The organism is Mesorhizobium sp. M0768 (assembly GCF_040320195.1).
In the GTDB taxonomy this organism is placed as follows: domain Bacteria; phylum Pseudomonadota; class Alphaproteobacteria; order Rhizobiales; family Rhizobiaceae; genus Mesorhizobium.
This window is the reverse complement of the sequence record NZ_JAMYPD010000003.1, coordinates 34,034-58,126: the sequence shown is the minus strand read 5'-3', so window position 1 is coordinate 58,126 and position 24,093 is coordinate 34,034. Positions and strand designations below refer to the sequence as shown.

General features: G+C 64.6%; 22 protein-coding genes. 14 read left to right on the top strand and 8 right to left on the bottom strand.

Going from position 1 to position 24,093, the window contains the following annotated elements:
* Positions 1–13: 13 nt before the first annotated feature.
* The 4 genes from NKI08_RS04740 to NKI08_RS04725 are packed head-to-tail and all read right to left on the bottom strand — an operon-like array spanning position 14 to position 4,109.
* The gene (locus tag NKI08_RS04740; RefSeq protein WP_352767518.1) at positions 14–1,366 is read right to left on the bottom strand and encodes an aminotransferase class III-fold pyridoxal phosphate-dependent enzyme; all 1,353 of its coding nucleotides are present in this window, start codon (positions 1,364–1,366) and stop codon (positions 14–16) included.
* Between the two features lie 21 nt (positions 1,367–1,387).
* Positions 1,388–2,038: an HAD family hydrolase gene (locus NKI08_RS04735; protein WP_352767894.1), complete on the bottom strand. Its 651-nt coding sequence runs from the start codon at positions 2,036–2,038 to the stop codon at positions 1,388–1,390.
* Between the two features lie 8 nt (positions 2,039–2,046).
* On the bottom strand, positions 2,047–3,342 hold the full coding sequence (locus NKI08_RS04730) for a Tm-1-like ATP-binding domain-containing protein (RefSeq protein ID WP_352767516.1): 1,296 nt from the start codon (positions 3,340–3,342) through the stop codon (positions 2,047–2,049).
* Positions 3,339–4,109 (bottom strand): IclR family transcriptional regulator, encoded by a 771-nt coding sequence (locus tag NKI08_RS04725; protein ID WP_352767251.1) that lies wholly within the window; start codon positions 4,107–4,109, stop codon positions 3,339–3,341. Before NKI08_RS04725 ends, NKI08_RS04730 begins: the two co-directional genes overlap by 4 nt.
* Before the next feature lie 177 nt (positions 4,110–4,286).
* Here NKI08_RS04725 and NKI08_RS04720 point away from each other — a divergent pair, with 177 nt between their 5' ends.
* From NKI08_RS04720 to NKI08_RS04710, 3 genes are read left to right on the top strand one after another with little or no spacing between them, the layout of a single operon-like run.
* Positions 4,287–5,732, top strand: coding sequence for an APC family permease (locus NKI08_RS04720; protein WP_352767514.1), 1,446 nt, complete (start codon positions 4,287–4,289; stop codon positions 5,730–5,732).
* A 58-nt stretch (positions 5,733–5,790) separates the two neighbouring features.
* Complete coding sequence (locus NKI08_RS04715; RefSeq protein WP_352767512.1) at positions 5,791–6,984, top strand: cytochrome P450; 1,194 nt, start codon at positions 5,791–5,793, stop codon at positions 6,982–6,984.
* Entirely contained in the window at positions 6,981–8,471 is a 1,491-nt protein-coding gene (locus NKI08_RS04710) for an aldehyde dehydrogenase (RefSeq protein WP_352767510.1), read from the top strand. Before NKI08_RS04715 ends, NKI08_RS04710 begins: the two co-directional genes overlap by 4 nt.
* A gap of 10 nt (positions 8,472–8,481) precedes the next feature.
* Here the strand turns inward: NKI08_RS04710 and NKI08_RS04705 are convergent, their stop codons facing one another.
* A complete protein-coding gene (locus NKI08_RS04705) occupies positions 8,482–10,071 on the bottom strand; it encodes a GMC family oxidoreductase (RefSeq protein ID WP_352767508.1) in 1,590 nt (529 codons plus the stop codon).
* Positions 10,072–10,075: 4 nt separating this feature from the next.
* Positions 10,076–11,578 carry an aldehyde dehydrogenase family protein gene (locus tag NKI08_RS04700; protein WP_352767506.1) on the bottom strand — a complete coding sequence of 501 codons (1,503 nt, stop codon included), beginning with the start codon at positions 11,576–11,578 and terminating at the stop codon, positions 10,076–10,078.
* A gap of 209 nt (positions 11,579–11,787) precedes the next feature.
* On the opposite strand from NKI08_RS04700, the gene NKI08_RS04695 reads away from it, so the two are divergent.
* From NKI08_RS04695 to NKI08_RS04650, 10 genes are all read left to right on the top strand, one after another.
* Positions 11,788–12,681, top strand: coding sequence for a hypothetical protein (locus NKI08_RS04695; RefSeq protein ID WP_352767504.1), 894 nt, complete (start codon positions 11,788–11,790; stop codon positions 12,679–12,681).
* Positions 12,682–12,722: 41 nt separating this feature from the next.
* A complete protein-coding gene (locus NKI08_RS04690; RefSeq protein ID WP_352539477.1) occupies positions 12,723–13,304 on the top strand; it encodes a YceI family protein in 582 nt (193 codons plus the stop codon).
* Between the two features lie 175 nt (positions 13,305–13,479).
* A complete protein-coding gene (locus NKI08_RS04685; protein WP_352469653.1) occupies positions 13,480–14,268 on the top strand; it encodes an SDR family NAD(P)-dependent oxidoreductase in 789 nt (262 codons plus the stop codon).
* Between the two features lie 13 nt (positions 14,269–14,281).
* Positions 14,282–15,076 (top strand): MoaF C-terminal domain-containing protein, encoded by a 795-nt coding sequence (locus tag NKI08_RS04680; protein ID WP_352767502.1) that lies wholly within the window; start codon positions 14,282–14,284, stop codon positions 15,074–15,076.
* A 17-nt stretch (positions 15,077–15,093) separates the two neighbouring features.
* Positions 15,094–15,483 carry a nuclear transport factor 2 family protein gene (locus NKI08_RS04675; protein ID WP_352469655.1) on the top strand — a complete coding sequence of 130 codons (390 nt, stop codon included), beginning with the start codon at positions 15,094–15,096 and terminating at the stop codon, positions 15,481–15,483.
* Positions 15,484–15,538: 55 nt separating this feature from the next.
* The gene (locus tag NKI08_RS04670) at positions 15,539–16,747 is read left to right on the top strand and encodes an amino acid ABC transporter substrate-binding protein (RefSeq protein ID WP_352469657.1); all 1,209 of its coding nucleotides are present in this window, start codon (positions 15,539–15,541) and stop codon (positions 16,745–16,747) included.
* Between the two features lie 140 nt (positions 16,748–16,887).
* Positions 16,888–17,625 carry an ABC transporter ATP-binding protein gene (locus NKI08_RS04665; protein ID WP_027027454.1) on the top strand — a complete coding sequence of 246 codons (738 nt, stop codon included), beginning with the start codon at positions 16,888–16,890 and terminating at the stop codon, positions 17,623–17,625.
* Positions 17,606–18,334, top strand: coding sequence for an ABC transporter ATP-binding protein (locus tag NKI08_RS04660; protein WP_502899556.1), 729 nt, complete (start codon positions 17,606–17,608; stop codon positions 18,332–18,334). Before NKI08_RS04665 ends, NKI08_RS04660 begins: the two co-directional genes overlap by 20 nt.
* Positions 18,331–19,227, top strand: coding sequence for a branched-chain amino acid ABC transporter permease (locus NKI08_RS04655; protein WP_352469658.1), 897 nt, complete (start codon positions 18,331–18,333; stop codon positions 19,225–19,227). The genes NKI08_RS04660 and NKI08_RS04655 overlap by 4 nt, the downstream gene beginning before the upstream one ends.
* 5 nt (positions 19,228–19,232) lie before the next feature.
* Complete coding sequence (locus NKI08_RS04650; RefSeq protein ID WP_352767499.1) at positions 19,233–20,219, top strand: branched-chain amino acid ABC transporter permease; 987 nt, start codon at positions 19,233–19,235, stop codon at positions 20,217–20,219.
* 37 nt (positions 20,220–20,256) lie between these two features.
* Here the strand turns inward: NKI08_RS04650 and NKI08_RS04645 are convergent, their stop codons facing one another.
* Complete coding sequence (locus NKI08_RS04645; RefSeq protein WP_352767497.1) at positions 20,257–21,204, bottom strand: helix-turn-helix domain-containing protein; 948 nt, start codon at positions 21,202–21,204, stop codon at positions 20,257–20,259.
* Between the two features lie 456 nt (positions 21,205–21,660).
* On the bottom strand, positions 21,661–22,560 hold the full coding sequence (locus NKI08_RS04640; protein ID WP_352767495.1) for an MBL fold metallo-hydrolase: 900 nt from the start codon (positions 22,558–22,560) through the stop codon (positions 21,661–21,663).
* Between the two features lie 497 nt (positions 22,561–23,057).
* Here NKI08_RS04640 and NKI08_RS04635 point away from each other — a divergent pair, with 497 nt between their 5' ends.
* Positions 23,058–23,975: a LysR family transcriptional regulator gene (locus NKI08_RS04635; protein WP_352469662.1), complete on the top strand. Its 918-nt coding sequence runs from the start codon at positions 23,058–23,060 to the stop codon at positions 23,973–23,975.
* The last annotated feature ends 118 nt before the right edge of the window (positions 23,976–24,093 follow it).

The following is a 24,093-nucleotide window of genomic DNA, read 5'->3' as shown; positions in this document are numbered from 1 at the left end:
GCGTCACCGTCGCTCAGGCGGCTGCCGTCAGTCCGGCGTTGAGAGCCTCGGCGATCTTTGCCACATCGGCGGACGAGATCACCAGCGGCGGCGACAGGATGATGGTGTTGCCGGAGACGCGCAGCATGACGCCGGCCTTGTAGGCGGCCTCTGCGGCGGCATTCATCGTCTTCTTGTCGGCCGGCTTCTTGGCGGCACGGTCGGAAACCAGTTCGAGCGCCGCCATCAGCCCTTGGTAGCGCACATCGCCGACCAGAGCGTGCTTCGCCTTCAGCGCCTCCAGCGCCTTGCCGAGCTCGACACCGCGCGCCGCCGCATTCTCGTTGACGGCAAGCCGCTTGGTCTCGGCGAGTGTGGCCAGCCCCGCCGCGCAGCCGACCGGATGGCCGGAATAGGTGTAGCCGTGCCCGATCGAGCCGAAGCTGGTCTTGTCGGCCTCGAAGACGTCGGCAACCTTGGCGCTGATCAGCGTGGCGCCGAGCGGGAAGTAGCCCGAGGTGATCGCCTTGGCGATGCTCATGAAATCCGGCTTCACTCCGGAGAGCCGCGAGCCCGACCAGGCGCCGGTGCGACCGAAACCGGTCACCACCTCGTCGGCGATGAGCAGGATGTCGTGACGGTCGCAGATCGCCCGCACCATCGGCATGAAGCTCTCATGCGGAACGATCACACCGCCGGCGCCGAGCACCGGCTCCATGATGAAGGCGGCGATGGTGTCGGCGCCCTGGAAGGCGATCTCGTCTTCGATCGCCCGCGCGCAGAGTTTCGCCAGCTTCGCCGGGTCGGTCTCGTCGAATGGGTTGCGGTAGGTCCAAGGCGCTGGCGTGTGGAAAACGCCGGGCATCAGCGGCTCGTAGTTGCGGCGGAAATTGGCGTTGCCGTTGACCGAGGCGCCGCCGAAATGCGTGCCGTGATAGCCCTTCTTCAGCGCCAGGAACTTCGTCCGGTCGCCCTGGCCCCTGATCTTCCAGTATTGCCGCGACAGCCGCAGTGCCGTCTCGACCGAGTCCGAGCCGCCGGAGGTGAAGAAGGTCCGTACCATGCCCTCGGGAGCGAACCAGTCGCACAGCTCATAGGCAAGCTCGATCGACGGTCCGGTCGAGGTGCCGCGAAAGCCGGAATAATAGGGCAGGGCGTCGAGTTGTGCTGCGATCGCCTTCTTGATCGGATCGCAGCTGTAGCCGAGGTTGACGTTCCACAGGCCCCCGACTGCATCGAGGACGGTGCGGCCTTCGGCATCGGTGACCGAGACGCCTTCGCCCTTCATGATGATCTTTGGCGGCGTCGCGCGCATCTCGGCCGGATGCGCCATCGGATGCCAGATCGGCTTGGCGTTGTTCTCGGTGAGGAAGTTGATGTCGCGCATCGGTGGGAACTCCGTTTCTTCTTAGGCCGCAACGCCGAAATGGCCGAGCGCCTCTGCATAGCCTTGCCCCGGTTGGGCGACGTCGAAATGCACGGCCAGCATGCCGGCGGCGACCGCGCCGTCGACGTTACGCTTCTGGTCGTCGACGAAGACGCAAGCCGCGGGCGGCAAGTGCAGTGCTTCGCTCACCATCGCATAAGCGCGCGGATCGGGTTTGAGGATATGCGTGTAGGTGGCGTCGATGATGGTCTCGAACAGCGACAGCAGCGGCAGGCGCTCGCGAAAGCTGTTGCCGTAGAACAAGTCGAGCTCGTTGGAGAGGATGGCGAGCCGGATGCCAGCTTCATGCGCCGCACGGATCGCTCGTTCCGCCTCTGGCCGCACCACCGCTTGCGGGTCGGTGCCGCGCGCCCGCTGCACGAAAGTCGACATGTCGTCCCAGTCCTCGCCGACGAGACGGCCGACTTCACGCGTGCGCGTCTTCCAGTAGTCGCGCTCGCTGATCTCGTCGGCTTGCATGGAACGCCACAGCGGGTCGGATTCCGAATCGAACGGCCCGCGCCAGCCGAGCGTGCCGGGCGTCAAGTCCAACGCGCGTTCGGTCAGCGCGTGCGTCTCGAACAGCGTGCGGGTGACGACGCCGCCGAAGTCAAGCACCAGCGCCTTTGGCAATGGCCCGCTCATGCAGCTTGTGTTCCTTCCGGCGCGCCCAGCGGCACAATGCCTTCGGCGACCCAGCGGTCGAAGATCTCCAGTGCCTTGGCGCTGAAGGCGGCGTCGTTGATGTGCCCTGATATCTCGTGCAACTCGGCATTGCCGGGCACGCTAGAGCGCATCTCCTCGACAAAGGCCGACAGCGCCTCCGGTTCGTGCAGCGGCTCGCCCTCCTGGTCCCATTGCTGGATGCCGCCTGCCGGCAGGATGAAGGCGGTCGGCCCGGTTGCGGCGGCGAGCTTCTCGCCGATGGCGCGCGCGATCTCCTTGCGGGTTTCGCCGTCTGATGTCACCGAGGCGAGCAGGCGGTTGTGCGCATGGTACGGACGTTCGAAGAAACGGGCAGGCAGTGCTTGCCAGGTCGGAAAATCCACCATGTCGATGGCGCCAGGTGCCACGATCTGAGGGATGCCTTGCCGACCGGCATTTTCCAGCCGGTCGGAGCCGGAATTCACCACCGAGCCGGTCAGCTGGTTGGCGAGTTCCTGCAGGCTGAAATCCATCACCGCGACGAAGCCGCGCTGCGCGGCGATCGCCTCCAGCGCCCGGCCGCCCATGCCGGTGGTGTGGAAGACGATGACTTCATAGCCGCGCTTCTCCAGCTCCGGCTTCAGCGTCACCATATAGTGCAGACAGCTCTTGCCGAGCGAGCTCATGCCTATCCTCGGTCGCGGCGCGTCCGGCTTGACGACGGCGCGCGAAGCACCCACCACCGCGCCGCAGGCCTGCGACAGCACCGCCTTGCAGGCGCTGTTGAGGCCATAGAGACCGCCCGCCCACAGGATCATCATCAGGTCTGTGGCGATCCGTTCTGGTGGCAGCAGATGTGAATAGGCAATGGTCGAGATGACGAATTTCGGCACGCCGAGCGGCAGCGCCAGCGCGACGTCAAGCGCAAGGTCGGTGCCCATCGAGCCACCGAGCGCGATGAAACCGTCGATTTCGCCCTTGTCGCAGAGTGCGCGGGCAAGCCGCGAGGCGCCGAGCGCCATCAGCGTCATCGCCGAATTCTCGTCGCCGCTGGCGATGATCGCCTCGATGGTCGTGTCGGCAGCTTGACCCACCGCATGCTTGTCATGCGCCGGCTGGTAGGGCGGATCGCCGAGCACGCTCACATCCATCATCACGGCGACACCGCCGACCGCCTCGATGCGCTCGCGCATGAAGAGCAATTCGTCGGCCTTGGTGTCACCGGTGCCTATAACCAGGATTCGGCGTGTCTCCTCCACAGTCCATCTCCTTGCAGGGGTATTTGTTGTCATGCTCGCTTGCGGCCCGGCTGGCCCTGCCGTCCGAAAAGCCGCTCGCTGATAACGCGCGCAGCCGCCGCCACACTGGCGCCATAGCGCTCGATCTCGCCCTTCTGGACCCGCACCTTAGGCGCCGCGACGGCGATGATGCCGATGGCAAAACCGTCGGCGCCGAGGATCGGCGCCGCGACGCTGAGCACGCCCTCCTCGAAGCCTTGCGAGCCGGTCGAGTGCCCGCGCGCGCGGGCGGCGGCGACATGCTCGGCAAGTGTTTTCGCGTCGCCTATTGTGTGGGGCGTGAAGGCCGGCAACGGTCCGGCCAGAACAGCGTCTCGGATACGCTCTTCCGTGAACGCCAGGAACGCAATGCCAGAAGCCGTCGCATGCATCGGCAGCACCTCGCCGAGTTGCACGCTGACGCGATTGGCCCTGGTCGATTCGACGACATGGACTGTGATCAGGCCGCGCTTCGAATATTCCGACAGGTGCACCGTCTCATCGGTTTCCGCCGCCAGCGCCTCGACCACCGGCACCGCCATGCGCAGGAAGGGGAACTGGGCTTCGCGCATCAGCGCCAGCCGCGCGACACCGGCGCCCAGCCGGTAAAGACGCGTGGCTTCATCCTGCTCGACCAGCCCATGCGCGATCAGGGAGACCAGCAGCCGGCGCGTTGTTGCCTTGTCATAGCCGGCGCGCCGGGCGAGGTCAGCCAACGCCGTCTCGGGCTCGCCGCGACCGAGCATTTCCAGCAGCGTGATGGCCTTGCTCACCGTACCCATGCGTATCTGATCCTCCATCTGATACTTAACGTGCGAATTAACTTGACAGGAAGCCGGTTCCTTTGCAAGTCTATATTCGAAATGTCGTTGCAAATAATGAAACGACAAGGCGGCCCGACACAGGGCCTCGACATTTCAGGGACACTTGGCTTCCGCAGCGCGGAATTGGAGGGAAAGATGACGACAATTGAAGCCGGCGAAGCGAACCGGCTGAGGAAGAACAGCCTTGGCGTTGGCGCCATCACCTTCATGGTGATCTCGGCAGCGGCGCCTCTGACGGCTGTGGCTGGCGGCACGCCGCTCGGCATGCTGATGGGCAATGGCGCGGGCTTTGCCGGCACCTATCTGATCGTGACGCTGCTGCTGCTGTTGTTCGCGGTCGGCTATGTCGCCATGTCGCGCCATGTCGGCAATGCAGGCGCCTTCTATGCGTATGCGGCGCGCGGGCTCGGCGGTCTCGCCGGCGGCGCCACGGCGCTGATCGCAATCCTGTCCTACAATGCCATGCAGATCGGCGTCATGGGCCTTCTCGGTGCCGCGACCGCCGGGCTGTTCGCCGGCTGGGGCATCAACTTGCCCTGGTGGGCGTGGAGTTTCGTCGCCATCGCCATCGTCGCCGTGCTCGGCTACAGGCAGGTCGACCTGTCGGCCAAGATCCTGACCGTTCTGGTGCTTGCCGAATACGTCGTGGTGCTGATCCTCGACATGGCGATCGTCAAGACCGGAGGCGATAGTGGACTGTCAGCGGCGCCGTTCAGTTGGAGCCAGATCACCAGCGGCGCGCCGGCGATCGCCATCCTGTTCTGCTTTGCCGCGTTCATCGGCTTCGAGGCAACGACGATCTATGCCGAGAAGGCGCGCGACCCCAAGGTCACCATTCCGCGGGCGACATATTTCTCCGTCATCCTGATCGGCGTCTTCTACATGGTCACCGCATGGCTGATGGCGGTCGGTGCCGGCGTTGACAAGCTGCTGCCGGCGCTGCAGGGGCTTCAGGATCCGACCACGTTCCTGTTCGGCCTGTCCGACCGCTACGCCGGAACGATGCTCTCGCACGCCATGAGCATCCTGTTCGTGTCGAGCCTGTTTGCCGGCGTACTGGCGTTCCACAATGCGGTCGCCCGCTACATCTATGTTTCCGGCCGCGAGAAGCTCCTGCCGCGGACCATCGGCGTGACCCATTCGACGCACCAGAGCCCGCATGTCGCCTCGGTCATCCAGAGCATGCTTGCCGCTGTCGTCGTCGGGCTCTTCGCCGTGCTTGGCCTTGATCCGGTGCTGGCGCTGTTTTCATGGCTGACCAACGTTGCCACCCTCGGCGTCATCGTGATGATGGCGGTGGCCTCGCTCGCCGTCGTGATGTACTTCCGCGCCAACCCGTCCAGTCAGGAGAACGCGGTGAAGACCACAATCCTGCCGGGGCTGACCTTCGTCGCCTTCGTCATCATCATCTACCTGATCGTCATCAATTTCGGCAGCCTGTCCGGTGCTGGCGGGTTCCTCGGCGTGTTCCTGCCGGCGCTGGTGCTGATCGCGGCCGTGGTTGGCCTTGTGCTGGCGAGCGCGTTGAAGAGCCGGGATCCGGTGGCCTTCGCCGAGCTTGGACAGCCTTTGAAGGACTGAGATCAAGAGGGGCGGCGCATGACGCCGCCCCCTTCTTCACCCTAGGGGAGTAGCGGCGTTGAGCTTTGCCGAGAGCATCACCGTTGAGGCGCTGGAAGCCGATCCGTATCCGATCTATGCTGAACTGAGGCGCAACGCGCCGGTCGCTTTCGTGCCGGCGGTCAACCTCTGGTTCGTCACCCGCTGGAAGGATGTCGAAACGGTCGCGAAGTCGCCCGACATCTTCTCCGCGGTTGTCGGGACATCCCCGGTCGAACGCTCCTTCGGCAAGCCGACCATCCTGACCACCGACGGAGACGTCCACAAGGATCTGCGCCAGGGCGTCGACCCGAAATACCGGCCGCGCACCGTCGCTTCCTATGCCGGGGATCTCGTGCACTCGATCGCCGGACCCTATCTCGACCGGATCGCCGAGCAGGGTGCGGCGGAACTGATGGCCGAGTATTTCGAGCCGGTGTCGACGCTCAGCCTGGCGCGATCGCTCGGGCTGGCCGACATCGACATGCCGACCTTGCGGCGCTGGTTCTATGGCCTTGCCCAGGGCGCCATCAATTTCGAGAACGATCCGAAGCGCCAGGAAATCGCCGATGCGATCAGCGCCGAGGTTGGCGCCGCCATCCTGCCGACGCTGGAGAGGCTTGTCCACGCGCCTGACGACTCCGCCCTGTCGCACATACTGCATGACGGCATGCCGCAGGGTGCGACCCGCGCCATCGACTTCGTGATGCCGAGCATCAAGGTCATCCTGCTCGGCGGCATGCAGGAGCCCGGCCATGGCGCCGGCTCCATACTTGCCGGCCTGCTTTCGCATCCCGAGCAGATGCGGCAGGTGCTGGACGATCTGGAAACCTTGGTGCCGAAGGCGGTCGACGAGGGTCTGCGATGGGTCGCGCCGATCGGCACGCAGACGCGCCAGACGACGCGCGCGGTCGAGCTCGGCGGCGTGACCATCCCGGCGGGCGCGCCAGTCGCCGCGCTCGTCTCCTCGGCCAGCCGCGACGAAATCCGGTTCTCCGATCCCGACCGTTTCGACATCCTTCGTGATGAAGGCAACCACGCTGCCTTCGGCTTTGGCCATCACTTCTGTTCGGGTCGGTTTTTTGCGCGCGAGCAGATGTGCCTCGCGGTAAGGCTTCTGCTGGAACGGTTTCCGGATCTGCGGCTGGTGCCAGGCAAGGAACCGGTGTTCCGGGGCTGGGAATTTCGCGCGCCAACCACCCTGCATGTCGCCTTCGGAGCCGGTACCCAATGATCAACCAGAACACCATCGATATGCTGCGCAAGGCCGAGGTCGGCGTGCGAAACCTCTTCATCGATGGTGCGCAGACCGCAGGTGCAAGTGGCGCCACGCTGCCCGTGATCTCGCCGATCGATGGCCGCCCGTTCGCCAGCATCGCCGACGCCAACGCCGTCGATGTCGATCGCGCCGTGGCGTCGGCGCGCAAGGCGTTTGAGAAGGGCTCGTGGTCGCGCGCCGCCCCCGCCTTCCGCAAGAAGATTCTGACGAAGTTAGCCGAGCTGGTCGAAAAGCATGTCGATGAACTGGCGGTGCTTGGCGTCCGCGACAACGGCACCGAGATCGGCATGGCCTATAAGGCCGAGCCGTTATCGGCCGCGGGCACCATCCGCTACTACGCGGAGGCTATCGACAAGGTCTATGGCGAGATCGCGCCGACGGCCGAGAATGTGCTCGGGCTGATCCACAAGGAGCCGCTCGGCGTTGTCGGCGTCATCGTACCCTGGAATTTCCCATTGATGATCGGCGCCTGGAAGATCGCGCCGGCGCTGGCTGCCGGCAATTCCATCGTCGTCAAGCCGCCCGAGGTCGCTTCGCTGACGCTTCTGCGGCTGGCTGAGCTCGCTGCCGAAGCCGGGCTTCCCGCCGGTGTGTTTAACGTCGTTACCGGCCGTGGCGCGGTTGCCGGCGAGGCGCTCGGCCTGCACATGGATGTCGACGCCATAGCCTTCACCGGCTCGGGGCCGGTCGGCCGGCATCTGCTTGAGTATGCGGCGCGTTCCAATCTGAAGCGCGTCTTCCTCGAACTCGGCGGCAAGTCGCCCAACATCGTCTTTGCCGACGCCCCGGACCTGAAACAGGCCGCAATCGTCTCGGCCAACGGCATTTTTCGCAATTCCGGCCAGGTCTGCGTTGCCGGCTCGCGCCTGCTCGTCCAGGCGTCGGTCTACGACCGCTTCATGGACGAGCTCCTCGCAGCGACCACGCGGCTGAAGGTCGGCGATCCGCTCAATCTGACGAGCGACGTCGGTGCGGTATCAAGCGCCGAGCAGCTGGACAAGAATCTCGGCTTCGTCGAACGGGCGACAGCTGAAGGCGCCCGTCTGGTCACCGGCGGCGGACGGATCCTGGCCGAAACCGGCGGCAGCTACATGGCGCCGACGATCTTCGAGAACGTGACGCAAGAGATGCAACTCGCCCGCGAGGAGGTGTTTGGGCCGGTGCTCGGCGTGATGCGCTTCGAGACCGAGGAAGAGGCGGTGCGGCTTGCCAATTCGACGGTCTATGGCCTTGCCTCGGCGGTGTGGACCGCCAACCTCTCCACGGCGCATCGTATGGTGCGCAACATCAATGCCGGCGTCGTCCACGTCAACACCTATGGCGGCGCCGACATCACCGTGCCGCTCGGCGGCGTCAAGCAGTCCGGCTTCGGTCGCGACAAGTCGATGCATGCGCTGGACAAATACACCGATCTCAAAACGGCCTGGATTTCTCTCGGCTGACCGTTTCTCGCTAAGCGCTGCCGAGGATGAAATCGGCACAGCGGTCGGCGATCATGATCACCGGCGCGTTGGTGTTGCCACTGATGAGCCTGGGCATGACCGAGGCATCGCAGATCCGCAGGCGCGGCACGCCGCGGACGCGCAACCGCGGATCGACCACGGCACTGTCGTCATTGCCCATCCGGCAGGTTCCCGATGGGTGGTAGACCGTCTTGGCGTGTTCGAGGATGTGGCCGACGATCGCCTGGTCAGGAAGATCCGCGGCCGCGCCCGGCGAAAGCTCCTCCGCCACCATGGCCTGCAGCGCCGGCTGGCGCAGGATGGTGCGGGCGATCTTCATGCCGGCCAGCAGCAAGGCGAGATCGTCCGGATCGGACAGGAAGCCGGTGGTGAAGCGGATCGGATCGGCCGCATCGCGCGAGCGCAGCCTGACCGTGCCGCGCGACTTCGGCCTGAGCACACAAGGATTGATCTCCATGCCGTGCCGCTCGATCGAGCCGTGTTCGGCGCTCTCGATCATCACCGGCAGGACGTGGAACTGGATATCGGGACGGCCATCGCCATCGGCGTCGAAGAAGCCGCCGCTCTCGACCACATTCGAGGTGAGCAGGCCGGTGCGGAACATGAGGTACTGGAGGCCGTGGCGCAGCGCCCGCAGGCCACGGTCCTCACCAAGCAGCGAGATCGGCTGGCGCGTCAGCGCATAGACGGGAGCCGCGACGTGATCCTGCAGGTCGCGGCCGACCGCGGGCATGTCGCGGATGACGGGAATGCCCAGCGCGGTCAGATGTTCGGCTGGCCCCAGTCCCGACAGCATCATCAGCTTCGGCGTCGCCAGCGCGCCTGATGTGAGGATCACTTCGGCTTCCGCCGTCGCTGTATGGGTCTGTCCGTCCGATGTGGTGTAGGCGAGGCCGCTTGCCGCACCGTTTTCCAATGTCACGCCGGTGACAAGCGCATCGGTGACGACGGTGAGGTTGGCATTGCCTGCCAACGGCTTCAGGAACACCTTTGCCGCCGATTGTCTTTCGCCATTCGCGGTCGTCGTCTGGTAAAAGCCGACGCCTTCCTGCCTGTCCCCGTTGAAGTCGTCATTGAAGGGATAGCCGGCCTGTTGCGCGGCCCTGACATAGGCCAGAGACAGCGGATGGCGATGGCGGGGATCGGAGACGGGCAGCGGTCCGGTGGTGCCGTGGCGATCGCCGGCCAGCCGCTCGTTGCGCTCCAGCCGCCTGAACACCGGCAGCACCTCGTCCCAGCCCCAGCCGGGACAGCCAAGGTCGCGCCAGTCATCATAGTCCTGCGGCTGGCCCCTGACATAGAGCATGGCATTGATCGACGACCCGCCGCCCAGCGTGCGGCCCTGCGGCACCGGTAGCCGGCGGCCGCCGACGCTGGGTTCGGGATCGGATTCGTAGATCCAGCTGCGCGCCGTGCCGATCACCTTGGCGAAGGTGGCGGGCATGTCGATGAAGCGCGAATTGTCGGCCGGCCCGGCTTCGACGATCAACACGCGCTTGCCGGTATTGACCAAGCGGTTGGCCAGCGTGCAGCCGGCCGAGCCGGCGCCGGCGATGATGTAGTCGTACGCAGCGTTCATGGCGTCAGGCGTAGCGCATGATGACGGTCTTGGTCTCGAGATAGCCGTCGATCGCCGCGCGGCCGTGTTCGCGGCCGATGCCGGACTGCTTGAAGCCGCCGAAGGGTGCCGCAGGGTCCAGCGTGTTATGCGAATTGACCCACACCGTGCCGGCCTTGAGGCCGTGGACGGCGGTCATCGCCTTGCCCATGTCGCGGGTCCAGATCGAGGCCGACAGGCCATAGCGCGTGTCGTTGGCGATATGGATCGCCTCGTCGAGATCGGCGACAGGCATCGCCGCCACCACCGGACCGAACACCTCCTCACGCGCGATCTCCATGTCGGGCCTGATATTGTGCAGGATGGTCGGCGCGACATAGTGGCCCCTGGCCGGCACCGGCCGCGCACCGCTGACACGTTCGCCGCCGGCCGCCAGGCCGCGCTCGACAAAGCCCTCGACGCTCCTTCGATGCTTGGCCGAGACCAGTGGGTTGATCTGGGCTTCGGCATCGCGGCCGGCGCCCAGTGTCATGCCATCGGCGATCTCGGCCAGCCGCGCCAGCGTGCGTTCGTAGATAGACTTTTCGATCAGCAGCCGCGAGGCCGAGGTGCAGACCTGGCCCTGGTTGAAAAACATGCCGAGCCCGGCGACCAGGGGCTCAATGCCCTCTTCCATGTCGGCAAGCAGGATCATCGGCGATTTCGACCCGAGCTCCAGCGTGAAGCGGGCGACATGGTCGACGGCCGCGTGGCCGACGCGTTTTCCCACTTCCGTCGAACCGGTGAAGGTCAATTTGTCGATGCCGGGATGACGGATCAGCGCCTCGCCGGTGACGCTGCCGCTGCCGGTCACGATGTTGATGACGCCGGGCGGGAAGCCTGACGCCTTGATCAGTTCTGCGAGCCTGAGCAGGCCGAGCGGCGTCTCCTGCGGCGGCTTCAACACCACGGTGCAGCCGCAGGCGAGCGCCGGCGCGATCTTCCACATGCCGATCAGCAACGGGAAATTCCACGGCACGATGGCGCCGACGACGCCGACCGGTTCCATTATGGTCATCGCTTGATGCCTGGCGCCAGGCGGCACCGGAATGGACACCTGGAAGGTCGAGCCCTCGATCTTGGTCGCCCACCCGGCATAATAGCGCAGCCAGTCGACGCTGCCGCCGGCGCTAAGCATGCGGGCGACACCTAGCGACTTGCCGTTCTCGATGCTTTCGATCTCGGCCAAGAGATCGGCATCGGCCTCGATGGCGTCGGCGAGCTTCAGCATCAGGTTCTGGCGGTCGACCGGCCGCATTGAGGCCCACGGGCCTTCAAGGGCTGCACGCGCAGCACGCACCGCCTGGTCGACCAGTTCGGGACCGCTCTCGGGCACATGCGCGACGATCTCGCCGGAGGCGGAATCATCGACAGCGAGGCCATTTCCCGCCAAGCCGTCAACAAAGCGTCCATTGATGAAGGGCCGGTGCGGACGCGCCAGGAAAGCGGCGGCAGCAGTGCTGATCGGCGGCACGGTTCTCTCGTTCACGCCATCCTCCTCGATTGCTGGTGAACACGTTGCATCAGGGTTATGGAGCGTGTCGGCTGGCTTCAAGCGGCTGATGGTGCCAGTGCACGCTCAGTCAAAACAAAGTTCCCGCTTGGACAAGACGCCCCGCAGTCGACTGGCCTAGATCAAAGTCGCATCGAGCAGCGTGTTTTGCGCAGGCTTCCCGGTTGTCAAAGAGGTGTCGACGATTGAGTGCGTTGCTGGGCAATCCGATGGTCACCACTGCTGCGCTGCCACTCGCGCTCGGCACGGTGATGGCGCTGTTGGCAAGGGTCGCACTGCCGGGATCAGTGCTTTCTCTGCTGTGGGCCGCTTTGATTTTGTTCTTCTATTGGGACACGCTCGGGCCGCCTGTGGTGCCGCCGGTCGCCGCCAGCCAGAAGCTGATCTATCTCGCCTCTGGCGGCATCGTCGTGGGCCTGTTGCCCGAACGCCTGTTGGGCGCTGCCGTTGCGGGCAAGCTTGTCGCCGCCGCGCTTGCGGTAGCCTTGCTGTGGCTTGGCTGGCGCCGCCTGGCCGGCGGTTCACTCGACCTGCAGATGGTCGCCGCCCTCATCGCCGGCCTGTTGGCGATCGTCGGCGCCGCGATGCTGCTGTCGGCGCGGTCCTCGCCATCGTCGTCCGCCGAAGCGCCGTTCCTGGTGCCGGCGGCGATGCTCGCTTTTTGCCTGGCCGGCGCCATCATCTCGGTGCTTGGCGCCTCGATCGTCACCGGGCAATTGCTGGGATCGCTTGCCGCGCTCGCCGGCGGCTGGTGTCTTGTCCAGTACATCACAGTGCTGCGCGGAGGCTCCGCCGTTGCCTGGAGCAAGGGCACTGAACTGCTGCTTATCTACGCCGCAGCCACCGTGCAGATCCAGGTCGCGCTGCTGGCGCCGAAGGCTAATCCGGTCGCGCTGGTGCTTTCATCCTTGCCGCTGATCGTGGCCATGCTGATGCCCGGTCCGCTGCGGGGCCTTGTTCCCGGCGTCCGGCCGTTGCGGCCGCCGATTGCCGGTCTGCTGATCGCCACACCGGCGATATTGGCCATCCTGACGGCGATCCTATGGGCGCCGCATGGAGCCGCCCTCGGCTTTTCCTGAGCCAAAGAACGACAACCAACAATGGGGAGAGTTACGTGACGATGAGAAAACTGACGGCCGCGTTGGCCTTTGCCTCGGTGTGCGCATTCGCATCGGCAGCACATGCCGACACTTACGAGATCGACGGCCAGCACGCCTGGATCACCTTCACCATAAAGCACGGCATCTACGGCATCGCGCATGGCCAGTTCGATGCGGTGAAGGGCGCCATCGTGATGGACAAGGCCGATCCATCGAAAAGCAGCGTCAAGGCCGAGATCGATGTCGGCTCGGTGCACACCGCCTATGACCAGCGCGACAGCGATTTGAAAGGCCCCGACTTCTTCAACGCCGCCGAATTCCCGGCGATCTCCTTCGAAAGCACCAAGGTAGAGAAGGTCAGCGACAAGACCGGCAAGGTCACCGGCAATCTCACCATCAGCGGTGTGTCCAAAGAGATCACCCTCGACGTGACGCTGATCAACGAGGCGCCGGCGCCGTGGGATGCGACGCTGACCAAGGCGGCGTTCAGCGCCACAGGCAAGGTCAGTACGGCCGACTTCCCGATGGCCAAGGCCGCGGCCGGCTTCGGCCTTGGACCGGATGTCGACATCGTCATGGATTTGGAAGCGGTGAAAAAGTAATCCGGCGAGCGAGTGCCGCGCGCAAGGTCGCGCGGCACTTCATCGGACAGGGCGCAAAGTGCGCACTCAGTCAAAACAAAGTTCTCGCTCGGACAAGACGCAGATTGGCCGGTGCCGCATTATTCCCAGCGAAGATCGGCACATAGCCGGCGCGCTTACCAATCGGGATGGAACAATGCGATTTTCGGGAAAGACGGCTTTCATTACCGGCGGCGGCACCGGGATCGGCGCGGCGGTGGCCAGGCGCATGGCGGCCGACGGCGCCAAGGTGGTCCTGATGGGCCGGCGGCGCGAGCCGCTGGAAGCTGTGACCAAGGATATTGGCGGTCTGGTGGTGCAGGGCGATGCCGCCGATCCGAAGGCGGTGCGTGCGGCGCTTGCCGAAGTGCATGAAAAAATCGGACCGGTCGACATCCTCGTCGCCAATGCCGGCGGCCATGGTGTCGGCCCGACGATTTCGATGAGCGACGAAACCTGGAGCCTGGCGACGCGCACCAATCTCGACACCGCTTTCGTCTGCGCCCGCGAATGCCTGCCGGACCTGATCGCGCGGAAGGGCAACATCGTCGTCGTTGCCTCGATCGCCGGCCTGTTTGCCGGCCCGGACGCCGCCGGCTACGTCACCATGAAGCATGCCTGCATCGGCTTCGGCAAATCGCTGGCGCGCGACTATGGCCGCAAGGGCGTGCGCACCAACATCATCTGCCCGGGTTGGGTCTCGACCGACATGGCCGACGAACAGATGGCGGTGATCGTCGAGAAGCACGGACTTGGCTCGATCGACGATGCCTACCGGCTGGTGACCAGGGACGTCCCGCTCGGCCGGCCGGCGACACCGGAAGAGGTTTCCAACGTCGTCTGCTTCGTCGCTTCGAGCGAGGCGGCCATGATGAACGGTTCGATCCTGACCGTCGATGGCGGCGCCACCGTCGTCGACCTGCCGACATTAGCTTTTGTCGATTGATTGGGAGAGTGCGATGAACGACCAGAACAGGCCGGCGGACTGGAAGCATTTCGACGATTTCGCCGCCGGCATCGCCACCAACCGGCTGGCGACGACATCAGCGTTGCGCGGCCAGACCTTCAAGATCACGCTCGACACGGGGCGCACAATCGACCTTGCCTTCACGTCGCCCGACACGGTGGCGTGGAGCGAGGGCAGCGAGGCCGGCGCGGACTGGTACGAGGCGCTCGAAGTCGCCGCCAACGTGTTCTTCATCAACATGACTTTCGCCGCCCGGCCGACCGAGGATGAGGCCTACATCGTCAACACCAGCACGCGCCGCGTGCTGTCGGTGCGCGAACGGGTGCGTGAAGCAGGCGAAGCGCCCGGCGAGCCGCGCGTCGCGCAGACCTGGTCGGCCGGCGTGCTCGGGGATCCCAGCAACGCGCCGACCGGTATCAAGCCGGCGCCGACCCGGGACCTGATCGGGCTCACCGCGCACTACACATACAGCCCCAACCACGTCTACGAGCACATCTATCTGAGCTCCGAGCGCTATGCCTGGCAGAACCTCGTCGGCATCCAGCGTGGCCATGGCGACGTCGACCTGGCGACCACCTGGAAGTTTGCCGACAACCAATATGTGTTCGGCTTCCGCGAGTTCATCATCCCGGTCGCCTCGCTGTTCTTCTACAATTGGGACGTCATGCGCTCGACCGGGAAATTCCTCGGCGTGACCAGCCTGGGCAAGGTCGAGAAAAAGCCGGCCGGCGCTCACATCGAGAAGAAATCCAGAACCGTCTACGACGAAGGCAAGGCGCCGGTCTGACCGCGCGGGAGAACGCGATGAACAAGAACTACGAAGCGATCAAGGCCCATTACGCCGGTTCCGATGCCAAGGACCTATCTGCGATGATGGCGCCAATCACCAGCCGCACCGCCTGGACCGAAATGGCGGGCTTCCCCTATGCCGGCACCTATGTCGGCCCCGACGCCATCATAGCGGGGGTCTTCAAGCGCATCGGCGAGGAGTGGGACGGCTACACGCTGAAGCTCGAAAGACTGGTCGACGGCGGCGCCACCATCGTCGGCATCGGCACCTATTCGGGCACCTACAGGAAGACCGGCAAGCAAATGTCGGCGCGCGTCGTCCATGTCTGGGAGATGGACGACGGTAAAGCCGTGAGTTTCGAGCAGTTCACCGATACCAGGCTGGTCGCGGCAGCGACGGTCTGAGGCATGCGGGCGGGCGCCGATGCGTCCGGCCGATGAAACAACCTGGGAGGATGCAATGGGAAACAATCTGAAGGCAATGCTGGCGGGCCTGGTGCTGTCGACCGCACTTGCGGCCGGCGGCACAGGGGTCGCGAATGCCGCCGGCGACGAGATCGTCATCGGCGCTCCGATCTCCTTGACCGGGCCGCTGGCCGGCGACGGCAAGGAGCAGAAATGGGCCTATGAGCAAGCGGTGGCCGACATCAACAAGGCCGGCGGCATCATGCTCAAGTCGGCCGGCAAGAAGCTGCCGGTGCGCCTCGTCGTCGCCGACGACGAAAGCTCGGAAGGCAAGGTCGCCTCGGCGCTGGAAAACCTCATCAAGGTGCAGAAGGTCGACGCGCTGCTATCGACCCATTCCGGGCCGATGAACATCGCCGGTGCCATCGTCGCCGAGAAATACAAGAAGTTCTACATGATCACGACGGCGTTCCCGTTCGAGTGGCAGCCGTTGAAGCTCAAATACTCGGCCCTCTTCTTCTTCCACCCGGGGCCGGGCGCCGAGGTGCCATTCGAGATCTGGAACAAGCTGCCGGCCAATGAGAAGCCGAAGAACCCGGCACTTGTCACCGAGGATTCGCCCGACGGCAAGGGCTTTGGCGGCGCCTTCGAGGCGGCGGCCAAGAAATATGGCTACTCTTTCGCGGTCGACGATCCCTGGGCGATCGGGGCCACCGACTATTCGGCGCTGATCACCAAGCTCAAGGCCGCCAATGTCGACGCCATGCTGGTGTTCGGCTCGCCGGCCGACACGGTGACGCTGCTGCGCCAGATGAAGGAGCTCGGCTTCTCCGTGCCTTATCTGCATGGCTGGAAGGGCACCTGGACGGGCGAGTTCCACGAAGCGCTCGGAGCGGATTCGGACTACATCATGACCGACGGTTTCTGGTCGTCGAGCTATCCCTATCGCGGCGCCAAGGAACTCGGCGATCGCTACGAGGCCGAATTCAAGAAGGACTCCGTCACAGTCGGCGCCTTCTACGCTAATGCGCAGGTGCTGGCGCAGGCGATCGAAAAGGCGGGAACCACCGATGCCGCCGCGCTGCATGACGCGGTCTTCAACCAGGAATTCAAGGACACCGTCGTCGGCGATCTCAAATTCGACCAGACCGGCTTTGCGCTGATCCCCAGCGTTGCCACGCAATGGTGGCAAGGCAAGCACCAGCTGATCTTCCCGAATGGCAACTGGACCTACAAGCCGGCGCCGGCCTGGGACAAGCGCTGAGCGGCGAGGGCACGGGCTCCGACGTTGCCGCCTGCCCTTCTCCCCGTCCTACTCGGGGAGAAGGCCGGCAGGGCGATGAGGGCGGCGCTGACCTCGATAGATTGCGCGGATAGCTTCCCCTCGAGAAACGGAAACACACGATGCAGCCTGACGAAACCTTGCTTCGCCTCGAGGCGATCCAGAAGCGGTTCGGCGGGCTTGTCGTGCTCAACAACATCGACATCGCCGTCGGAGCCAATGAGCTGATCGGGCTGATCGGTCCCAACGGCGCCGGCAAGTCGACACTGTTCAACGTAATTACCGCGCTCTACACCCCAACCCAGGGCCGTATCCGCTTCCGTGGCGAGGACATCACCGGCACGGCCCCGCATCGCATCTGCCGGCTCGGCATTGCCCGCACCTTCCAGCTGGTGCGCACGTTCCTGACCATGACGGCCTTCGAGAACATCATGGTCGGTGCCGTCTATGGCTCGGGCGGCCGCGTCAAGCATGCGACGGCAGCCGCCGAGGAGGCACTTGAACTGGTCGGGTTGACCGCCAAGCGTGATGTCCGCACCGCGCATATGACGTTGTCCGACCGGCGGCTGCTGGAGATCGCGCGAGCCGTTGCCTCCAGCCCGGGGCTGCTGTTGCTGGACGAACCGATGGCGGGGCTGAACCCGACCGAGATCCAGCGCACGGTCGATGTCATCCGCCGCGTGCGCACAGACAAGGGGGTCTCGATCCTGTGGGTAGAGCACAAGGTCGATGCCATCATGAAGGTGTGCAGCCGGGTGATCGTGCTGGACCATGGCGAGAAGATCGCCGACGGCACGCCGCGCGAGATCGTCGCCAACCGCAAAGTGATAGAGGCCTATCTTGGCGAACCGGCTGCTTGACGTCACCAATCTGGAAGTCGCCTATGGCGACGTCGGAGCGCTGTGGGGCGTGTCGATCCACGTCGACGCCGGCAGCATCGTCGCCATTGTCGGCGCCAATGGCGCGGGCAAGACGACGCTGCTGAAGACCATCTCCGGTCTGCTGAAGCCGAAGCGCGGCGAGATCTTCCTCTCCGGCGCGCCGCTGACCGGCAAGGCGCCGGAGGAGATCGCGGCGATGGGCATCGCGCATGTACCGGAAGGGCGCGGCCTGTTCCGGCAGATGACCGTGCTGGAAAACCTCGAGCTCGGCGCCTTCCAACCCAAGGTGCGGAAGCGCTTCAAGCAGTCGCTGGAGAAAGCCTACACGCTGTTTCCGCGGCTAAAGGAGCGGGCAGGGCAGAAGGCCGGTTCGCTCTCCGGCGGCGAGCAGCAGATGCTGGCGATCGCGCGCGCCACCATGTCGGACCCGTCGCTGCTCATCCTCGATGAGCCGTCGCTGGGGCTCAGCCCGATCGTGGTGCAGCAGATGTTCGCGCTGATCGAGACCTTGCACAAGCAGGGCGTCACCATCCTCCTGGTCGAGCAGAACATCCATCAGGCACTGAAGGTCGCCGACTATGCCTTCGTGCTGAAAACCGGCGAGCTTGCCATGCAAGGCACCGGTGCCGAGCTCATCGCCGATCCCGAAATCCAGAAGGCCTATATGGGCGTCTTGGAGGTGCAATGATGCAGAACATTCCGCCTCCCGAAATCCTGCTGCAGCTGTCGCTCAACGGCGCGCTGGGCGGCGCCATGTACGGCGTTGCGGCGGTGGGCCTCAGCCTCATCTTCGGCACCATGCGGCTGATCTTTCTGGCGCAGGGCGCGATGATCATCCTGTCCGCCTATTTCGTACGGGCGCTGTTCTACGGCGTCGGCATCGACCCTTTCGCGTCGCTGCTGATCGTCGTGCCCGTCGGGCTCGTCGTCGGCTGGCTGGTCTACCAAGGCCTGTTTCGCCGCGCGGCGGCAGCGGAGGACCGCAACATCTCACTCTTGATCGCGGTCGGTCTGATGTTCCTGATCCAGAACCTGATGACGGTTATCTGGGGCGGCAACACCGCGGCCATCGTCACCTCCTACACGGCGAGCGGCATCGAGATTTTGGGCGTGCGCACCTCCTTCACCCGCTCGATGGGCTTCGTGATTGCGCTCGCCGGTACCGGCCTGGTGGTGCTATTCCTGCGCAAGACATTGGTTGGTAAGGCGGTGCGCGCGGCCTCCGAGGACATGGAGGCGGCGACGCTGATGGGCATCAGCCCGCACCGCGTCAACGCCGTCGCCTTCGCGATCGGCATCGGACTCGCCGGAGCGGCCGGCGTCGCGGTGGCGACGACTTTCCCGTTCAACCCGTTCGCCGGCTTCATCTTCAGCCTCAAGGCGCTGGTGGCGCTGGCGCTGGGCGGGATCGGCAATGTCGCGGGCGCACTTGCCGGCGGCATCATCCTCGGCCTGATCGAAGCCTATGTGCAGTATTTCATCTCGGGCGGCTGGACCAACGCTATCGCCTACGGCGTGTTCCTGGCGGTGCTGATGTTCAAGCCGGAAGGCCTGTTCAGCCGGCCCTACAAGAAGGCTTGAGCGTCATGATGATGAAAGCCTTGCCGGAACAATTCTGGATTGGGATCGCAATTGCCGTGGTCGCTGCCCTCGCGCTGGTGCCGCTCCTGCCCGGCGCGATCGATTCTTATGCCTTCTCGTTCCTGTTCTTCGTTTTCATCTACGCCACTATGGCGCAAGGCTGGAACCTCGTTGCCGGCTTCGGCGGCCAGATCAGCCTCGGCAACCATGCCTTCTTCGGGCTCGGCGCCTACACCACCGCCATTCTGTGGAGCGGCAATTATCTCTGGGGCACGTTCTATGACGCCTATCCGCGGATCTACTATTTCGACCCGGTGACGATGATGCTGGGTGGGCTGGTCGCGGCCGTCGCCGCCATCATCATCGGCCTGCCGCTGCTGTCAAAGCTGCGCGGCGACTATTTCGCGCTCGGCACGCTCGGCTTCGGCGAGATCATCAAGGTGATGTTCATCAATGGCGGTGATTTCACCGGCGGCGCCTTCGGCGTCGTGGCGCCCGCCGGCACCTTCGATACGCTCTTGCCGCACTATCTGGTCGGGCTCGGCCTGATGGTGGGCACGGCGCTTGCCATCCGCTTGCTGATGCGCTCGCGCTACGGCCTGGCGCTGATCGCCGTGCGCGACGACGAGATGGCGGCTTCGGCCAACGGCATCGACACGCTGAGGGTCAAGGTCGCCGCCTTTGCTGGCAGCGCCTTCATCGCCGGCGTCTCCGGCAGCCTCTATACCTACTACATCTTCCATGTCGGCCCGGACTCCGTCTTCGACCTCGACTGGATGCTTTTGCCGCTGATGATGACGGTGGTCGGCGGCACCGGCACCCTGCTCGGCCCGATCCTCGGCGCCTTCGTCATGTACGCGGTGTTCGACCTGGCGCGCATAGTGGTGCCGGATTACCACCCGGTGATTTCGGGGCTGACCATCATCTTGGCGATGCTGTTCTTGCCGAAGGGGCTGATGCGGAGTTTTGCGGGCAGGGCGCGGACGGCTTGAGGTCTGGGTACAGCCCTGTTGAAGCGTCAGCACCTTCCTAATGCACCACCATACGCACTCGCTCCCGCAAATCTCTCGGCGCCACGTCATACTTGCTTCTGAACGCCCGCGAAAAATGTGCGCTCGAATTGAACCCGCAGGCAAACGCGATTTCCGAGATGGAGGCTGAGGCGCGGGCGGGCGACAGCAGCTCCTCCTTGCTGCGCTCCAGCCGTCTATCCCACACGAACCGTTCCAGTGTGGTGCCTTCGCCTTCGAAGGCGCGGTGCAGATAGCGGCGGGAGCAGCCCATGTGGCGGGCTATGTCCTCGGCCGACAGGTTTGAGCGCGCCAGGTTGGCGTCGATATAGGCGACGATGCGTTCGCGCAGCGCTTCCAGCGGCGAGCGGCGGAAGTCCGGCGCCGTCGGCTTTGCCTGGATCAGTCCGTTGACGAGTTGTATCAAGCTTTCTCCGACACGGCGGCAGCCGGCCTCGTCGAGCTTGTGCGCGGTGCCGATCGCCATCTGCATCAGACCGGAAACGATATGGGTGAGGCTGTCGTCGTTGCCGGGCAACGGCACCGGCGCCGAGAGCCGCGCCAGCGTCCCGTCGCCGAAGGTCGAGCGCGGCACCTGCAGGATGAGCTGGTCGACATCCGACAGGTTTTGCAGCGAATAGCTGCGCATTGGATCATAGATGATCGCAGCGCGTGGGCCGAGATCGACCGCGACCTCCTGCTGCTCGAAGCGGCTGTGACCGCTGAGCTGCATCAGGATCTTGATCGCGTCGGGATCGAAGCTGCGCCAGAAGGTACGGTCGCTGACGACCAGATGCGACTTGGCCTTGATCTCGGAGAGCCGGCAGGAGCCGAGATGCACGGAAACGAGCTTCGGCAGCGACGGCGCCTCGCCGCGCGAGAAACGCTGGGTGATCGGGCCGAACAGCATCCGCGACGCAGATAGGAAAGCCTCGCCGTCGGCGACGCTCACGTGGTGGGCGATCATAGTCTCCTCCACATTCTCGTTGTTCCCGTCTTGTCGCGGGATTGTGACGCAGCGGCAGCGCCACGTCATCCTTAACATGATAAGCATCTTTGCCGCAACGGCGGAGGTGCTTCACGCCGCGCCGGACGAAGTCGGCCGGCATCCTGGTGTCCGCGTTACTGAAGGGCCGCATGCCGCTGCCGTGCGGAAAGGCCCGATCTTGCGGTCGAGCCGTTTCAAAGGCCGGTACCCGGTCGCCGTCGGCGAGATAGCCGTGCACGTCGGCGCGATAGCCGGTCTGCTCGGTGGCCAAGCACTGGAAGACACATTTCATCAGGGCGTCCATGCCGGCACAGGGAAGGCGTTCCGCCTCGGTCTATTCGACTTCGGACGCGCGAGCACGGCGAGCAGATCGCCGCCGTTCTCCTCGGAGGACCCTTCATAGGTCCTCCGGATCAGATCGAATTGGCGCTCATCTCAGCCCCACTTCATCTCGCCCTTCGCGACCTTCGAGCCGATGTCGAGGGCGACGCCCATGCCGAGGCCTGGGAAGCGGGCCTCCATCGCGCTCTTCAGCGCCGCGGCGTCCGCGGCCTTGGCGAGTTCCTGCTCGAAGGCCAGAAGATAGGTCTTGGTGTATTCGACAGCGGAGATGTCGAGCGGCGACTCAGGCGTCATGTGCCCCGGCACGACGACGGTCGGTTTGCGCGCTGCGATCTTGTCGAGATTGGCAATCCAGACCGCGCGTGATTCCCTGGTCGGGGTGTCGGCGGTCCAAACATGAACGCCGGCGAAGACCAGGACGCCGCCAAACACCGCGTTCAGCGAGGGCGCCCAGAGATAGCGGCGATTAGCGAGGCCCTCGGCGGCGACGAACTCCACCGTCTCACCATCCACAGTCAGTGACGGACCGTCAAACGCATCGGGCAGGACGATGTCGGCCAGCGTCTGCGGACCGTTCTCCTTCAGTTGGGGTCCCCATACATCGAGCTTCTTCTTGACCGACGCCTTGATCGCGGCAACCGTGTCCGAGGCGGCGACGACCTTGGCCTCGGGGAATGCCTCACGCACCGGCTTCAGGCCGAAATAGTAGTCCGGGTCCGACTGGCTGACATAGATCGTGGTCAGTTTCTTGCCGCTGGCCTTGATCTCTTCGGCCAGCGCGCGGCCGTCCGGATAGGTGAAGCCGCCGTCGATCAGCAGCGCCTCGGTGGCGCCGGAAAGCAGGACGGGGGCGCGGAAAAAACCGTTTGGGCCGGCCGGGAAATGCTTCCAGGCAAGTCCGGTTCCAGCCGCACGGCCGATATCGGCAGGGGCGAAGACGGCAGCGGCGCTGATGGCAAATGTGGTTTTCATGACTTGTCTCCTCGTAATCATGTGGGTGTCCTCTCGGATTGGATGAAGAAATCGGGCTGCGCGCGATATTGAGATCGAGTCGGCCGGGTCCAGCCGCCGGATAAATTCAGGAAGCTCAGATAGGGCCGAGTGATCGTGGTGTGGACGATACCGTTCTCGCAGTCCCCGACATGGACCCACGGTCGTACCGGCAACCTCGGTCCAGACCATGAACATCCCTGGCCGAACTTCCAGCGCCCGGTCGCGGACGGCCTTTACCTTGGCGAATTTGACCGCCTCCGCGGGGGCAAGCGCATGAAGGCACCTCGGTATCGAACTGCAGATGGAAGGCGAGGTCGCCGAAGCGAGCCTCGTAGACGTGGCCCATTGCGGGAAAAGCCTCGATCGTCACTCTGCTTTTCCTCCTGCGCGGACCCGGTTGCCCGACGCACAGAAGGATGGACCGTTTCGATTGGACGATAAATATCGATGAATTGGATTCAATGTGAGGTATAAGCGCACAATCGGAGCAGGCGAGCATGGAAGCAATCAACCTCAACAGACTGGCGTACTTCGCGGCCGTGGTGGACATGGGCTCGTTCACTCGCGCGGCCGATCGGCTAGGCGTCAACAAGACAGTCGTCAGTCAACAGGTTGCGCGGCTTGAAGCGGAATTGAAGACAAGCCTGCTGCTGCGCACGACGCGCAGGGTCGAGCCGACCGAGGCAGGCCGGCAGCTTCACGCGCGATGCGTGATGATCCTGAGCGAGGCAGAAGAGGCCTTCGCCGAACTTGCCCAGACCAATGCTCAGCCGTTGGGCGTACTGCGGATCACCGCGTCCAACGATTACGGCGCGATCACCGTCGCGCCACTGGCAGCCGAGTTCTGTCGAATCTATCCGGCATGCCGGGTCGATCTCATCCTCTCGGACGCCAGGATGGATCTGGTCGCCAACCAGATCGACCTTTCGATTCGCGTAGGTTGGCTTACCGACTCCAGCCTGCAGGCGCGCCGGATCAGCTCATTCCGGCAATTTCTGGTCGCCGCGCCCGACATAGCCGGAGACTTGTCCCCGAGCGAGCCCGAGGAACTGTCCGGCCTCCCCTTTGTCGCGAATGTCGCGCTGAAGGAGCCGCTGGTGTGGCGGTTTACCCGGGGGGATCATGAACTGCGGACAGTCCGCATGAAGCCCGGCATGACGATCAACAGCACCCCGGCCGTGCTGGAGGCAACCCTAGCGGGCGCCGGTATGTCGATCCTTCCCGATTTTCTTGTCGGCGATCATATGGCGGCTGGCCGGCTGGTGCCGATTCTGCCTGCCTGGACGCTGCCTACCGGCGGCATCCACGCCGTGTATCCGGCCGGCCGGTTCCGCCCGCCCAAGGTTGCACGGTTCGTCGAGATGCTTTCTCAGAACGGCAGGCAGCGGCCTCGAAACCTCTTCCGCAACGGCTGATGTCTGCTCGCGGGCGTCGTCTCGCCACCGTGTACAGCGAAGTCGCCCCGAGTTCCTCTTTCGAGAAAGTCCGTCCAACGCCCTGAGCGTGTTCCGACCAGCCGGTCGAACCGATCGG